Below are 15,194 nucleotides of genomic sequence, written 5' to 3'. Positions count from 1 at the left end.
GGCCCTCTGCGTCATCAGAAATTTCTGATGACGCAGAGGGGCGGTTGGGTGTGAGCAAGTAGCCTGTTGCGGGACTATGGGTATGCAGGAGTGACCGGTGGCCCAACTTTCAGAGTGCCAGCTGCACGGGGCAGTAAGGCTGAGCAGATTGGTATTAGCGCCCGCCCGCCCGGTTCTGGCGCCAGCCCGAAACCGCTGCGCCCGTGGTCCCGCCAGGTGCCGCAGCTTTGGGTTTCTTCGTTTCTAGCAGCATGGCGCCCAGCGCGGCGGCCACCTGGGCCGTGGCCTCGTCCGGCGCGGTGGGGGCAAGGTTGGAAGGCGCGAAGTGGTCTTTGATGAAATTCGTGTCGAAGTCGCCGCTCACGAAGGCGGGGTGGCGCAGCACATAGGCCCCAAAAGGCAGCGTGGTTTCAATACCCACTATTTTAAACTCCTCAATGGCGCGCAGCATGCGGGCAATGGCCTCGGCGCGGTCGGCCCCGAAAGTCACCAGTTTGGCAATCATTGGGTCGTAGTAAATGGGGATGTCCATGCCCTGCTCGAAGCCGTCGTCGACGCGCACGCCTGGGCCCTGGGGGCGCACGTAAGTGCTCAGGGTTCCAATGTCCGGGAGGAAATTGTTCTGGGGGTCTTCGGCGTACACGCGCAACTCCAGGGAGTGGCCGGTGATGGTGAGGTCCTCTTGGGCGAAGGCAAGGGGCTCGCCTTGGGCCACCCGAATTTGCTCCTTCACCAAATCCAGCCCCGTGATTTGCTCGGTCACGGGGTGTTCTACCTGGAGGCGGGTGTTCATTTCCAGGAAGTAGAAGTTGTGCTTGTCGTCGAGCAGGAACTCCACGGTGCCGGCGCCGGTGTAGTCGCAGGCGCGGGCCACGTCCACGGCGCACTGGCCCATCTGGGCGCGCAATTCGGGCGTGAGCACCGAGGATGGCGCTTCCTCAATTACCTTCTGATGGCGGCGCTGAATGCTGCACTCGCGCTCAAACAGGTGCACAATGTTGCCGTGCTCGTCGCCCAGCACCTGGATTTCAATGTGGCGCGGGCCGGTCACGAATTTCTCGATGAATACCGCCCCGTCGCCAAAGGCCGAAACCGCCTCGTTGATGGCCAGCTGCATCTGCTCCTCAAACTCAGCGGCGTTGTTCACAATCCGCATGCCCTTGCCGCCACCGCCGGCCGAGGCCTTGATGAGGATGGGAAAGCCCACTTCCTCGGCAATCTGCTTGGCGGCGGGCACGTCCGAAATGGCTTCGTCGGTGCCGGGCACCAGCGGGATGTTGTAGGCTTTCACGGCCTGCTTGGCCGAGAGCTTGTCGCCCATAATCTCCATGGCTTCTGGCGAGGGACCTACAAAAATCAAACCCGCCGCCCGCACCGCGCGGGCAAAGCCGGCGTTTTCGCTCAAAAAGCCATATCCGGGGTGAATGGCATCAACACCCAGCTCCTGGCACACGGCCAGAATCTTGTCGCCGCGCAGGTAGCTGTCTTTCGAAGCGGGGGGGCCCACGCACACGGCTTCGTCGGCGTAGCGCACGTGCAGGGCATTGCGGTCGGCTTCGGAGTAGATGGCCACGGTGGAAATGCCCATTTCCTTAGCGGAACGGAGGATGCGCAGGGCAATTTCGCCGCGGTTGGCAACAAGCAATTTGGTAATTTTTTTCATGGGTGGGGGGAAGCGGAGAAGTAGGTAGGTAAGTTGGCCCCACAAAGCGCCAGAATGCGTTTTGGCGGGTGCAACCGGCCGAAGCAGGTGCCCTTGCCGGGCTACGCGGCACCCGGTAATAGGGGCTGCGGAGCTTAGTAGAGGCGGAAGCGGGTCACAAAGAAAGTTGGAAACTGCACGCCGGTTGCAAACATCAGCCGCATGATGACGTTATTAAGCCCAAATTGTGTACATCGGCGGCCTGGGGCTACCTTTGTAAACCGGCCAGTCTAATATTAACGGTACCCAGCTAAATTGGCCCTTCTTCTGCATCTAACCTTCAACTAACACCCCGTTTTTTCAGTGGATATTTTCGACCGGGTTTCGGCCAATCGCGGGCCTTTGGGTTCGCAATCGCATTACGCCCACGGCTATTTCGCCTTTCCTAAGCTGGAAGGGCAAATCCAGCCCCGTATGCAGTTTCGCGGCAAAGAGGTGCTGACTTGGAGCCTGAACAACTACCTGGGCCTGGCCAACCACCCGGAAGTGCGGCAGGCCGACGTGGACGGCGCCAGCGAGTACGGCATGGCCTACCCCATGGGCGCGCGCATCATGAGCGGCAATTCCACCCTGCACGAGCAGCTGGAAAACGAGCTGGCCGACTTCGTGAACAAGCCCGGTGCCCTGTTGCTCAACTTCGGTTACCAGGGCGTGGTGAGCATCATCGATGCGCTGGTGAACCGCCACGATGTCATCGTGTACGACGCCGAGTCGCACGCCTGCATCATCGACGGGGTGCGCCTGCACCAGGGCAAGCGCTTTGTCTTTAATCACAACGACATGGCCAGCCTCGAAAAGCAGCTGGAGCGGGCCAAGCGGCTTACCGACGAAACCGGTGGTGGCATCCTGGTAATCACGGAGGGCATGTTTGGCATGTCGGGCAACCTGGGCAAGTTGCCCGAAATTGTAAAACTGAAGGAGAAATTTGACTTCCGCATCTTCGTTGACGATGCTCATGGTTTTGGCACGCTGGGCTCCACGGGCGCCGGAACGGCCGAACATTTGGGCTGTATTGAGGGCGTAGACCTAATTTTTTACACCTTCGCCAAGAGCATGGCCAGCATTGGCGCTTTCGTGGCGGGACAAGAAAGTGTGATTGAATATTTGCGATACAACATGCGTAGCCAGATTTTCGCCAAATCGCTGCCCATGCCGTTAGTAATAGGCGCGCTCAAGCGCCTGGAGCTGATTCGCAATCACCCCGAATACCGCGAGCAACTCTGGACCATTGTGCGGGCCCTGCAGAGCGGTTTGCGGGAAAAAGGCTTCAATATCGGCACCACCGAATCGCCGGTAACCCCCGTTTTCCTGAACGGCGAACTGTCGGACGCAACGGCCCTAACCTTCGATTTACGCGAGAATCACGGCATTTTCTGCTCAATCGTGGTTTATCCGGTGGTTCCCAAGGGCGTGATTATGCTCCGGCTCATCCCCACGGCCAAGCACACCCTTTCCGACGTGCAGGAGACGATTGTGGCGTTCGAAGCCATGGCTGCCAAGCTCGATAAAGGGCTTTACAGCAAGGCCGCTGCCACGCCCCAAACCGCCTAAAAAAGCCTTCCGAGGTAGTTAGCGCCGGTTGCCCTGAGGGCAGCCGGCGCTTTTGTTTTTGTACTATACCAACATAATGGGTCGAGCACTACGTTGTGGAAACGGCCTTTTTTTTTGCAAAAAAGGCCTCTCAAAGCAGGGGAGGGGGTTTTAGAAATAAATTGAAAAACTTGCTTGCATTTGAAATCCCTGTATATTAGGGCCGGCTTAACACCATACCAAATTCATTTTTCACCCCAAACCACAAACCCCAATGAACAATTTCGGCAAACTGAAGGACCTCGTAATGTCGCTCGAAGACGACTTTTCGAAATTCTACGACAAGCAGAACGCTGCTGCCGGCACCCGCGTGCGCAAGGGCATGCAGGAGCTGAAGACCATGGCTCAGGCGTTCCGCACCGAAGTGCAGAACACCAAGAACACCGGTGCTGCTGCTCCGGCCGCTGGCGCTGCTAAAAAGGCTGCTCCTGCTGCTAAGAAAGCCGCTCCTGCTGCTGCCAAGAAGGCTGCTCCTGCAGCAAAGAAGAAGTAGTCTGAACCACAGCATCCGGCGGGCTTTTAGGAGTTCGCGGACGCTGTGCCCAGGCTCGTGCCAACAGAAAGGCCCCGCTGCATGCAGCGGGGCCTTTCTGTTGGCACGAGTTAAGGGAAACCAGCCAGCTGGGTGGGTTTACACCACCTCCACCAGGAAGTAGTTCTTCTTGCCTTTCTGAACGACGAGAAACTTACCGGCTAGCAGGGGCATGGTATCAACCGGCGCTTCGGCCCCGGTTACTTTCTCGCGGTTGATGCTCACGCCGCCGTCCTTCATCATCTTTTTGGCTTCGCCCTTTGAGGGGAAGATTTTGCCCATGGTGGCTTCGCTGAGCAACGACGCAGCAGTGAGGCCCGCCAAATCGGCCCGTAGTACGCGCAGGTGGGACACGCCGGCAAACACGTCGAGCAGCGTGGCCTCGTCGAGGGACTGTAGTGCCGCGAGGTCGCCACGACCGAACAACACCTCGGAGGCGCTGATGGCGGCTTCGGTGGCTTCGGTAGAGTGCACGCGGGTGGTCACGTCCCGGGCCAACGCCTTTTGCAGCACGCGCAGGTGCGGCGCCTGGGCATGCTCGGTTTCCAGGGCCACTATTTCGGCCTCGCTGAGCAGCGTGAACACGCGGACGAGGCGCGGAGCATCGGCATCGGCGGCGTTGTAGAAGAACTGATAGAACTGGTAGGGCGAGGTGAGGGCGGGGTCGAGCCAGACGGTGCCGGTTTCGGACTTGCCGTACTTGGTGCCGTCGGCCTTGGTGATGAGCTGCCCGGTGAGGGCGTAAGCCTTGGCTTCGCGGCCCTCGGCGTTGCTCAGGCGGCGGATGAGCTCCGTACCGGTGGTGATGTTGCCCCACTGGTCGCTGGCGCCCATTTGCAGGGTGCAGTTCAAGGTTTTGTTGAGGTGGACGAAGTCGTAACCCTGCAGCAACTGGTAGCTGAATTCGGTGTAGCTGAGGCCGTCGGCGCCGCTGTCCTCGTTGCCGCTGATGCGGCGCTTAACCGAATCTTTGGCCATCATGTAGTTCACCGTTAGGTGCTTGCCCACTTCGCGCAGGAAACCCAGGAAGCCAATTTCCTTGAACCAGTCGTAGTTGTTCACCACCAGCGCCCCGGTGGGGCCCTGGGTGAAGTCCAGGAACTTCTCCAGCTGTGCCCGGATGCCGGCCTGGTTGAGGCGCAGGGTATCCTCGTCGAGCAGGTTGCGCTCGGCCGATTTGCCGCTGGGGTCACCTATCATGCCGGTGGCGCCGCCCACCAGGGCCACCGGCCGGTGGCCGGCACGCTGCAGGTGCACCAGCAGCATAATGGTGGCCAAGTTGCCGATGTGCAGCGAGGCCGCAGTGGGGTCGAAGCCAATGTAGCCGGTGATGGGTGCATTGGTGGCCAAGTGTTCGGCGGTGCCGGGCATGGCGTCGTGGTACATGCCGCGCCAGGTGAGTTCAGGGATTAAATCCAAAGGGAATTATGAATTATGAGTTATGAATTATGAGTTGGAGGCAGCTGGAAGGACGCCTAAAGTCTGCAAAGGTAAAAACGCCCATCTACCTTTGTGACTTGGGCACGGCTTGCGTGCAAAACCGAGGAATGAATGCAGGCGCACTTAAACCCGCCAACTCATAACTCATAATTCATATTCTTCATTGAATTTCGAGGCCGACGCTATTCTTAAGCAGCTGCAGCAGCGGCAGTTTCAGCCCGTGTATTTCCTGCAGGGCGAGGAGCCTTACTACATCGACGTAGTGGCCGACCTTATTGAAAAAACTGCTCTGGCCGAGCACGAGCGCAGCTTCAACCAGGTGGTGGTGTACGGCAAGGACATTGACGTGGCCGGCATCCTGGGCCAGGCCAAGCGGTTTCCGATGATGGCCGAGCGGTCGGTGGTCATCGTGAAAGAGGCCCAGACCGTGGCCGACCTGGAGCAGGAGCGGAGCTGGCCCTTTCTGGAAGCGTACCTCAAAAACCCGCTGGCCAGCACGGTGCTGGTGTTTTGCTATAAGCACAAAACCCTGGACAGCCGCAAGAAGCTAGGCAAGCTGCTCAGCGGCAAAGAGTCGCCGGTGGCGCTCATGACCAGCAAAAAGCTCTACGACAACCAGGTGCCACAGTGGCTCACGGCCAACGTGCGCAGCCGCGGCCAGCAGATAACCGGACAAGCCACCGCCATGCTGGCCGAGTACATCGGGGCCGATTTGGGCCGGCTGGCCAACGAGGTAGACAAACTGGTGCTGAACCTGCAGCCGGGCCAAGCCATTGACGAGGAGCTGGTGCAACGGCTGGTGGGCATCAGCAAGGACTACAATATTTTTGAGCTGCAAAAGGCGCTGGTGCAGCGCGATGTGCTCAAGGCCAACCGCATTCTGGGCTACTTTGCCGCCAACCCCAAGGCCAACCCGCTGATTCCCAACCTGACGCTGCTTTTTGGCTTCTTCACCAAGCTGCTGGTGCTTCACCAGGCCGGCCCCAATCCGGGCGATGGCGAGTTCAAAAAGCTGGGCATTATGAACAGCTTCGCGCAGAAGGACTACCAGCAGGCCATGCGGGCGTACCCGGCTGAGCGGGTGGCGAATATTATTCACCTTATTCGCCGGGCCGATGCCCAGAGCAAAGGCATTGAGAGCGGCTCGATGGACGACGGGGAAATCCTGCGCGAGTTGGTCTGGCTGATTCTGCACAACGTGCCGGAAGGCGTGCTGGAGTAAAATACGTAAGACAATAGGTTAAGCTGAGTCCATTTCACCCACGGCGTGACCCGCCCGCGCATGGACTGTCGCCAACGCAACAGATGGGCTGTATTTGCGTTGATTGGGCAATCTGCAGGCAATTTTCGCTACTTTTGGCTACTTCTCGGGCCCGGTGCGGGCCCTCCACGTACGGTATTTTCATGAAGCTATTTCCCCGGCTCGCGCTGGCCGCCGCCCTGAGTGCTGCGGCCCCAATGGCAGCCCAGGCCCAGCAAACCCAGGTTTTTGCCGCCGATGAGCGGTTTTTTCAGGAAGGGTTGGAGTTGTTTGACCGTGGCCAGTACGGCGCGGCTCAGGAGGCTTTTCGGCATTTTCTGGCCGTGGAGCCCCGCGCCACCGGCCAGGGCGGCCCCACCGCCGGCGACCGCACCGCCGATGCCGAGTACTATTATGCGGTGAGCGGCCTGTACCTGCTGCACCCCGATGCCGAAGGCCTTATTCTGGCTTTTGCCGAGCAGCATCCGGCGCATCCGCGCTCAGCCGTGGCCTATTTTGAGCTGGGTAAGTTCTATTTCGACCAGAAAAACTACGCCTCGGCTATTCAGTACTTCCAGAAAGTAGCCCCGGATAATTTGAGCGTAGCCCAACGCGGCGAATCGGACTTTAAGCTTGCTTACAGCTATTTCGAGGAAAAGGAATACGACAAAGCGCGCCTGCTGTTCGACCGCAGCAAGCAGGCTCAGACGGAGTTTAAATACGCCAGCTCTTACTACGCCGGCTACCTGGCCTATCGTACCGGCGATTACGCCGCGGCCCGCGCCGACCTGGCCGTGGCCGAGCAAAACGATGCCTATAAGCCGGTGGTGCCAGCCATCATGTCCCAGATTTACTACAAGGAGGGCAATTACGATGAGCTGATTCGCTATGCGTCGAACGCGCTGAAAACCACGCCCACGCCTCAGAACTCCGACGAAATCCAACTCCTGCTTGGCGATGCCTATTACCAGAAGGAGCGCTACAAAGAAGCGGCAGAGAACTTCGACCGGTACGCAGCCGTGCACAAGGGCCGCATCGAGCCGGCCCTGCAGTACAAGATTGGCTTTGCCAACTACAAGATGGGCGATTTTAAGGGCGCCATTGCCAGCCTGAAAAACGTAGCTGTGCTGCGCGATTCCTTGGGTCAGAACGCGGCGTATCATTTGGGACTGAGCTACGTGCAGGCCAACCAGAAGCCCCAGGCCGTGACGGCGTTTGAGGCGGCCCGGCAGGGCACATTTGATAAGAACGTGGCCGAAAATGCCACGCTGCGTTTGGGACAGGTACAATTCGAGCTGGGCAATTTGCCCGAAGTTGTGGCCGTGCTGCGCGATTTCCAGAAGAAATTCCCCCGCTCTCCCAACCAACCCATCGTGGACGACCTGCTGAGCATCGGCTTCCTGCAGTCCACTGACTTTTCCCAGGCGCTGGCCTACCTCGAAGGGTTGGACGACCGGAGCGAGAAGCTCAACGCCACCTACCAGCGCGTGGCGTACTCGCAGGCCGCCACCTTGTACAACAACGGCAACTACGGCGCCGCCCTGCCGCTGCTGGACAAGTCCCTGAAGTACCCGGCCGATGATGCCCTGCGGGCCGCGGCCCAGGTGCTGCGCGGCGAGATTTACAGCGTGGGCCAGCAATACCCCGATGCCATTAGCGCTTACGTGGCGGCGGCCCGCGCGGCCCGGCAGGGTGGCGTGAGCGCCGAGGAAGTGGAATTTGAGCAAAAGGCGCGCTACGGCTTGGGCTATGCTTACTATAACACCAAGCAGTACGACCGGGCCCGGCCCCAGTTCCAGGCGTTTATCAACGACAAAAGTGCCAAGCCGGACGACCCGAACTATTACGACGCCACCATGCGGCTGGCCGACACCTACTACGTGGCCAAGAGCTACGCGCAGGCTCTGGAGCTCTACGACAAGGTGATTCGGGCCAATGCGGCCGATAAGGACTACGCCTACTACCAGAAGGGCCGGACGCTGGGCCTGATGGGCCGCCGCGACGAAGCCAACGCCACGCTGGCCTCGTTGCTGAAAACCAGCCCCAGTTCGCGCTATGCCGAGGACGCCGTGTTTCAGCAGGCACAACTCTCGTTTGAAGCCGGCGAATACCAGCCTGCCGCCGCCGGCTTCACGCGCCTGATTGACAACCGGCCCAACAGCCCCCTGGTGCCCCAGGCTTTGCAAAAGCGCGGCGTGTCGTACGCCAACCTGCAGCAGCACGAAAAAGCCTTGGCCGACTTCCAGCGCGTGCTCACCAGCTACCCGCGCAGCGAAGCCGCGTCGCAGGCCTTGTACAGCCTGCAGGAGAGCCTGTCGGCGCTGGGCCGCACCGAAGAGTTTGATGCCGCACTGGCTTCTTTTAAGGTGCAAAATCCCGATAGCAAGGCCACCGAAAGTGTGGAATTTGAAGCAGCAAAGTCTTTGTATCTGGCTGAAAAATACCAGCCTGCTATTCTACGCCTGGAGTCTTACTTGAAGCAGTACCCGCAAACGGCCTTGGGGGCTGATGCCCGCTTTTTCCTGGCCGATTCTTATTTGAAAACGGGCGACAAGCAGCAGGGGCTGACCCGCCTGCGCGACGTGGTGACCGAAGGCAAAAGTGAGTTTGTGAACCGCGCCGTAGGCCGCCTCGCCGACCTGGAGTTCGAAAACAAGAGCTATGCGGAAGCCGCCAAATACTACGAGCGCCTGCGCGGCGCCAGCACCAACCGCCGCGAGGTAGCCAACGCCACCCTGGGCCAGATGCGCAGCCTGTACGAAGCCGGCGATTACCCCGGGGCCCGCCGCGTAGCCGAGGAGCTGCGCACGCAGGCTGGCGCCACCGCCAACGCCACCAATGCCGCTCTGCTTTACCTGGGTAAGGCCAGCTACAAATCCGGCAATCTGGACCAGGCTGCCACCGAGCTGGCCGCCGCCGCCAAGGCCGCGCCCAACGACGTGAACGGTGCCGAGGCTCAGTACTACCTGGCCGAAACCCTGTTCAAACTAAAAAAGAACGAGGAGGCCATCGCAGCCGCGCTCAAAGTGAACTCGGATTTTGGCAATTATACCCTGTGGCAGGGCCGGGCATTCTTGCTGGTGGCCGATGTGTACGCCGCCGATGGCGATAATTTCCAGGCACGCGGCACGCTCAATTCCATCATCGACAACAAGTTTCCGGTAGCTGAAATTGTGGAAGCGGCCAGGCAGCGTCTTAAAACCCTGGGGGCCGACCAGCCCGAAGCCACGCCGCCGCCCGCTGCCCCAAAGCCAGCCCCGACCAAAACCCCAGCTAAAACCCCGGCTGCCCCTTCTACCAAGCCGGCCAAAGGCAGCACCGTGCCCCGCGCCAAACTAACCGGCGACAACGCCGCTCCCGCCGACACGGCTACCCAGCGCTAAGCAGCGTATCCTTTCATTGAATAACAATTTGCTGATGAAGCGTTTGTCTTATAATAAAGCCAGTTCGGTACGAAGCCCCCGGGTGGGAGTAGCAGTGGCCCTGTCCCTGGCCGCCATGCTAGTAGGAGCTGCCGGTACCACCGCCAACGCCCAAACCACCAAACCCCGGCCCAAGACGGGTCAGATTGAGGAAGCGGAAATAGAAATTGTGAAGGAGCGGGTAAACCAGTTGCCCGAAGCCACCCGCAACTTCGAAAAAATAAAACTGCCCGCCCCTCCCAAAGTAGAGCGCAAGGTGACGTACACCTTTCCCGATTTCCGGCTGCCCGCCAACCGGCTTTCGCCTTCGGTAAAAGTGCTCACCATTCGAGCCGAGGAGCCCACGCCGCTCACCGGGAATTTCGTGAAGGCAGGACTGGGTAACTACGGCACGTTTTACGGGCGCGGGTATTTCCACAGCACCCGCAACGCCGACCACGCCTACGGGCTCGACCTCAAGCACGTAAACTCCCTGACGGGCCCCGTGGATGGCAAAAATTCCGGGGTGTCCCAAACCAGCGCCCACGCCATGGGGGAGCTATACCGGGGCACGGCTGCCTTTGGAGCCACCTTGGACCTGGGGCGCGAGCGGTATAATTTCTACGGCTACGAGAAAGCAGCGAACACCCCCGATGCGACGCCCGTGCCCGAGGCCAGCGCTATCAAGCAGGTATTCAACCGCTTTGCGGTGAAGGCCTATGCTCGCAACCGTGACCCGGAACAGGTATTGCAGTACGAGGCCGGCATTGGCTACCAGTACTGGAACGACATCTACGACGCCAGCGAAAACAACTTTCTGCTGAACGCCAAGCTCGGCTACGCGCTGGGTGAGGCCGGCCGCCTCACGCTGGCAGCCGATGGCTCCTTTATTGCCGAGAAAGACATTGCCCCCGGTAGTCTGGCCCGGCCCGAACCGGCCGCGCTGGTGTCGCGCAGCCGCAATTTTGTGCAGGCTACTCCTGCCTACGAATTCACCAACAAGCGCATCGCTTTCTCGCTGGGCGCTACCCTGGGCTATTCTTCCGACACGGCCACCAACGTGAGCCGCACGGTGGTGTACCCGGCCGTGCGCCTGGGCTACACGTTGGCTCCAGAGAAATTTATGGTGTATGCCGGGCTGGGGGGCTCCATGCAGCGCGTGACCCGCTACGACCTGACCACCGAGAACCCCTGGCTCAACCGGGGCCTGAACCTGGCCGACACCCACCGCGGGCCCACCATCTACGCCGGTTTCAATTCTACGCCGGCCCGGGGGCTTGAGCTCAACGGCCGCGCTACCTATGCCCGCGACCGCAACCTGTATTTCTACCTCAACAACCCCATCGACCCCACCCGCTTCGACCTGGTGTATGACCAGAATGCCACCGGCGTGCTCAACCTGCATGCCGAACTGCTGTACACCGCCGCGGAGAAGTTTCGCCTGGGCAGCCGGATTGATTTTAATAAGTACGCCCTCAAAAACCTGGCGCAGCCCTTCCACCGCCCCGAATTTCAGGGGTCGGTATTTGGTACCTATAATATCATCGATAAGCTGACGCTGGGCGTGGAAGGCTATTTCTACTCGGCCAGCTATGGCATCAGCTACCGCCCGGCTACCCGGCCCAACGAAGTGAGAAGCGCCGACTTTTACCGGGCCACCGACCCGATTGTGGACTTAAACCTGCGTGCCGACTACCTTATTACGCCAAAAATATCCATCTTTGTGATGGGTAATAACCTCGCCAATCGTCAGTACCAGCGCTTTTACGGTTATCCGGTGAAGGGCATCAACGTACTGGCCGGGGCTTCCTACCTGTTTTAAGTTTTGCCGTTGCAGGCTGCCAGCCGCGCTTTTTTATCTGGTTCTTTTTGATAATCAGGTGGTGGGGTAGCTATTGTTTCGTTTAATATTCGCCCCATGCATCTAGCCGACCACATCCGTCCCTTGCTCCGCGACCACGACTGCGTGATTATTCCGGAATTTGGCGGGTTGGTGGCCGAGGTGTCGTCGGCACGGGCCCAGCCCGGCCGGCAGTCGCTGAGCCCGCCCACCAAGCTGGTCGCCTTCAACCAGGCCCTGACCCGGAACGACGGCCTGCTGGTGGACGCCCTGAGCCAGCACCTCCACCTGCCCATTGCCCAGGCCCGCGAGGTGGTGCGCCAGGCTGTGGCCGGCCTGCAGCAGGAGCTGGACGAAACCAACCGCACGGAACTGCCCGGTATCGGCATATTCCGGCGTTCGGTGGGCCGGGGCCTTGCTTTTGAATATACGGGCACCGATAATCTACTGGCTTCGTCGTTTGGCTTGCCCGATCTGGCGGCCCGCCCGGTGCGCGCCACCGACGCGCGAGTGAAGCGCCCACAACCCGCGCTGCGTGGCGCCACTACCCGGCGCACGCGCTGGACGCGCTTGTTGCCCGGTGGCGCCATCGCCATGGCCATGGGCCTGTTGCTGCTTGCCAACTACCAGTGGGCGATTAATGCCGGATTTGCGCCCACGGGCTGGCAGGCGCAACTCCCCAACCTGGAGTGGTCGCGGCCCCAGGTGGCAGCCACCGTTCTCACCACCATCGAGCCCCAGCAAGCCAACCTTGGTCAACACAACTTTACCCCTCCTCAGCCCGCCGCACCCGAGGGAATGACGCCACTGGAAGCTAGCCCGGCTGCCTCCGTGACCGTTCCGGAAGTGAAGCCAGCCCCGGTGGCTGGTGCGCCGGCTCCGGTTGTTGCCGCGCCCGCCGTGGCCACCGCTACGCCTGCTGCATCCGTTGCCGCCGTTGAAACCGCTGCTCCCGTAATAGCCGCCGTGGCCCCCGTCAAGCCAGCAAACACGGCTGCCGCCGTTACAATTAAAAACCGCACGGGTCGTTACTACGTCATCGCCGGCGCTTACCGCTCGTTGGCGGGGGCCGAGCGGGGCCGCAAGGTCTTGGCCCGCACCGGCCACGCGTCGCACATCATACTGCCGCCCTTTGGTAGCCGCCTGTTCCGCCTCACTGCCGCTGATTACCCCGACCTGGCTTCGGCCCAACGCGAAGCGCAGCGCTTGCGCGTCACGACCCGCAGTGATTACAATACCCTGAAATTTTAACCGACCGCATGTCCGTATTCTTCTTGCAAATTGCTGCCACAACGGCTGATACTGTTAATACTGCTCTTGCGTCTGCCCCGATAGTGCCCGCCGACGTTCCTCTTATCGACCTGCTTCTGCGCGGCGGACCGGTAATGATTCCCCTGGTAGCCCTGTTTAGCTTGTCGATTTACATTATCATCGAGCGCTATCTCACCATTCGGAAGGCTGCCGGCAACCCCGAATCCTTTATGAACAGCATTCGTTCGCTAATGATAAAGAACGACTTGTCCGGCGCCAAGCTGCTGTGTGCCCAAACGGCCTCGCCGCTGGCCCGCATGGTAGAAAAGGGCCTGCGCCGCATTGGCCTGCCGCTTCGGGAAATTGAGACCAGCGTAGAAAACGTGGGCAAAATCGAAATTGCCCGTCTCGAAAAGAATATCAGCATCTTGGGCATCATCGCCGGCATTGCGCCCATGATTGGCTTTGTGGGTACCATCATCGGGGTAATCAAGATTTTCTATTCCATTGCCGCCACCCAGGAATTTGGCATTCCGCAGGTAGCCGACGGGCTGTATGTAAAGCTGGTAACCTCGGCCACCGGCCTCATTGTGGGCATTATTGCCCACGTAGGGTACCACTGGCTAAGCATTCTGGTTGAGCGCATGGTGTTTCGCATGGAGAACTCGGCCATCGAATTCATGGACATCCTGCAGGATAATTAATTTTAGCTGTTAGCGGAAAGCTATTAGCTGTTAGCCTTCAGAGTTGAAGCTCAGCAGGAATTAGCCACCGTAAGCTAACAGCTAATAGCTCTCCGCTAACAGCTACCAAATGAATCTATCCCGCCGTCATCGCCTCACCTCACACGTTGAGACCGGCGCCATGAACGACATCATGTTTTTCCTGATGTTGTTCTTCCTGATTGCTTCAACGCTGGTAAACCCCAACGTTATCAAGCTCATGCTGCCCAATGCCCGGTCGAGCAAGCAGGTCATGAAACAGCCCATCACGGTGTCGGTAGATGCCGCGGGCACCTATTTCGTGAACAAAAAGCCCGTGAGCCCAGCAGGGGTTGAAGCGGAGCTGGTGGCTCTGGTGGGCACAACGCCTACTGTAGACCAGTCCACCGTAGTGCTGCGGGTCGATAATTCGTTGAACGTTCAGAAGCTGGTTGACATTCTAGAGATTGGCAACCGCCTCAAGCTGAAAATGGTGATGGCTACCCAAGCCCAACAGGCGGGCAAATAGGTTCTTTTGCCCGGCTAATCGTACAACTACCATGGCTATTGATTATCCCGAACCGCACCGCCGCGAGGCCCTGATTGGCACGTTGATAATCAACGTACTGCTGCTGCTGCTCTTCATATTTTCCGTTTTCAAGGGTCCCAATCCGCCGCTGACCGCCTTGGGCGGCGATGGCGTGGAGTTGAACTACGGCCTGGACGAAGCCGGCTCCGGGGATATTCAGAGCATGGCCACGGCCAACAAATCCCTGAACCGCGAAGACAGCCGTCCCCCAATTGCCAGCCCTGACCCGCAGCCCCGCCCGGCCACTGCCGCCACACCAGACCCCACGCCGCCGTCGCAGCAAAAAATAATCACCAGTGAAGCCGAGGAAAGCCCGGTATCGGAAGCGCCCACCGAAACGCCGGCGCCGCCCAAGGAAGAAGTAAAAGTTGCGCCCCGCCCGGTGCGCAAGCCCGTGGCCGTGTACTCGCCCAATGGCAACGCCACGGGCGGTGGCAACGGCGTGAACGGTACCAGCAACGCGCCTACTGGCAATAGCAACGGCGACCGACCCGGCACGGTAGGTGACCAAGGCGACCCCAACGGCTCCTTGGATGCCAAGGCGCTGTATGGTGCCCCCGGCAGTGGCGGTAGCGGCAGCAGCCCCGGCAGCGGCGGCCTGCAAATGAGCGGCTGGCGCTTCGAAAGCACTCCGGTAGTGGAGGCAGTTGATAACAACTCCGGCCAGATTGTTTTTAAGATAAAGATTTCGGCCGATGGCGAAGTCCAGTCCGTTACCAAAGAGAGCGGCAACGTTTCAGCTGCTCAGGAAAAGCTTTGCCGAGATAAGCTGCTCAATGCAAACTTCGTAAAAACAAACGCGGCGGCTGGCGGTGCCGTAGGCCGCTACACTTTCAGAATTACGGTGCGCTAAATAGCGGATTCCATATTTAGCCCCGTGGCCTATCCCAGGCCACGGGGCTTTTCTT

10 protein-coding genes and 1 pseudogene are annotated in these 15,194 nt (G+C 59.7%); 9 read left to right on the top strand and 2 right to left on the bottom strand.

Annotated features, from left to right (window positions below):
* Window positions 1-154: 154 nt before the first annotated feature.
* Window positions 155-1,663 carry an acetyl-CoA carboxylase biotin carboxylase subunit gene (accC, locus tag BEN48_RS05680; protein ID WP_070733617.1) on the bottom strand — a complete coding sequence of 503 codons (1,509 nt, stop codon included), beginning with the start codon at window positions 1,661-1,663 and terminating at the stop codon, window positions 155-157.
* Between the two features lie 342 nt (window positions 1,664-2,005).
* Between accC and BEN48_RS05675 the strand changes: the two genes are divergently transcribed.
* Both BEN48_RS05675 and BEN48_RS20050 read left to right on the top strand, forming a co-directional pair.
* The gene (locus BEN48_RS05675; RefSeq protein ID WP_070733616.1) at window positions 2,006-3,253 is read left to right on the top strand and encodes an aminotransferase class I/II-fold pyridoxal phosphate-dependent enzyme; all 1,248 of its coding nucleotides are present in this window, start codon (window positions 2,006-2,008) and stop codon (window positions 3,251-3,253) included.
* Between the two features lie 253 nt (window positions 3,254-3,506).
* A pseudogene (locus BEN48_RS20050) lies at window positions 3,507-3,677 on the top strand (histone H1); the annotation flags it as partial.
* Between the two features lie 246 nt (window positions 3,678-3,923).
* Here the strand turns inward: BEN48_RS20050 and tyrS are convergent.
* Entirely contained in the window at window positions 3,924-5,243 is a 1,320-nt protein-coding gene (gene tyrS / locus BEN48_RS05665; protein WP_070733615.1) for a tyrosine--tRNA ligase, read from the bottom strand.
* A gap of 184 nt (window positions 5,244-5,427) precedes the next feature.
* Here tyrS and holA point away from each other — a divergent pair, with 184 nt between their 5' ends.
* The 7 genes from holA (at window position 5,428) to BEN48_RS05630 (ending at window position 15,139) form a co-directional block, all read left to right on the top strand.
* Window positions 5,428-6,486, top strand: coding sequence for a DNA polymerase III subunit delta (holA, locus tag BEN48_RS05660; protein ID WP_070733614.1), 1,059 nt, complete (start codon window positions 5,428-5,430; stop codon window positions 6,484-6,486).
* Window positions 6,487-6,668: 182 nt separating this feature from the next.
* Entirely contained in the window at window positions 6,669-9,887 is a 3,219-nt protein-coding gene (locus BEN48_RS05655; RefSeq protein WP_070733613.1) for a tetratricopeptide repeat protein, read from the top strand.
* 34 nt (window positions 9,888-9,921) lie between these two features.
* Complete coding sequence (locus tag BEN48_RS05650; RefSeq protein ID WP_125932494.1) at window positions 9,922-11,727, top strand: TonB-dependent receptor; 1,806 nt, start codon at window positions 9,922-9,924, stop codon at window positions 11,725-11,727.
* A gap of 96 nt (window positions 11,728-11,823) precedes the next feature.
* Window positions 11,824-12,996: an HU domain-containing protein gene (locus BEN48_RS05645; RefSeq protein WP_094122929.1), complete on the top strand. Its 1,173-nt coding sequence runs from the start codon at window positions 11,824-11,826 to the stop codon at window positions 12,994-12,996.
* 8 nt (window positions 12,997-13,004) lie between these two features.
* Window positions 13,005-13,700 carry a MotA/TolQ/ExbB proton channel family protein gene (locus BEN48_RS05640; protein ID WP_070733610.1) on the top strand — a complete coding sequence of 232 codons (696 nt, stop codon included), beginning with the start codon at window positions 13,005-13,007 and terminating at the stop codon, window positions 13,698-13,700.
* Between the two features lie 109 nt (window positions 13,701-13,809).
* Window positions 13,810-14,226, top strand: coding sequence for an ExbD/TolR family protein (locus BEN48_RS05635; protein WP_070733609.1), 417 nt, complete (start codon window positions 13,810-13,812; stop codon window positions 14,224-14,226).
* A 31-nt stretch (window positions 14,227-14,257) separates the two neighbouring features.
* On the top strand, window positions 14,258-15,139 hold the full coding sequence (locus BEN48_RS05630; RefSeq protein ID WP_070733608.1) for a hypothetical protein: 882 nt from the start codon (window positions 14,258-14,260) through the stop codon (window positions 15,137-15,139).
* Window positions 15,140-15,194: the final 55 nt, after the last annotated feature.

It is taken from the genome of Hymenobacter glacialis (genome assembly GCF_001816165.1).
GTDB classification, from domain to species: Bacteria; Bacteroidota; Bacteroidia; order Cytophagales; family Hymenobacteraceae; genus Hymenobacter; species Hymenobacter glacialis.
Note: the sequence above shows the minus strand (reverse complement) of the source record. Positions and strands in the feature narration are given on the sequence as shown.

What these genes read in the sequence shown, in the direction of transcription:
- accC (WP_070733617.1), bottom strand. Translation starts at nt 1,663, where the DNA reads ATGAAAAAAATTACCAAATTGCTTGTTGCCAACCGCGGCGAAATTGCC.
- BEN48_RS05655 (WP_070733613.1), top strand. Translation starts at nt 6,669, where the DNA reads ATGAAGCTATTTCCCCGGCTCGCGCTGGCCGCCGCCCTGAGTGCTGCG.
- BEN48_RS05650 (WP_125932494.1), top strand. Translation starts at nt 9,922, where the DNA reads ATGAAGCGTTTGTCTTATAATAAAGCCAGTTCGGTACGAAGCCCCCGG.
- BEN48_RS05645 (WP_094122929.1), top strand. Translation starts at nt 11,824, where the DNA reads ATGCATCTAGCCGACCACATCCGTCCCTTGCTCCGCGACCACGACTGC.
- BEN48_RS05640 (WP_070733610.1), top strand. Translation starts at nt 13,005, where the DNA reads ATGTCCGTATTCTTCTTGCAAATTGCTGCCACAACGGCTGATACTGTT.
- BEN48_RS05635 (WP_070733609.1), top strand. Translation starts at nt 13,810, where the DNA reads ATGAATCTATCCCGCCGTCATCGCCTCACCTCACACGTTGAGACCGGC.
- BEN48_RS05630 (WP_070733608.1), top strand. Translation starts at nt 14,258, where the DNA reads ATGGCTATTGATTATCCCGAACCGCACCGCCGCGAGGCCCTGATTGGC.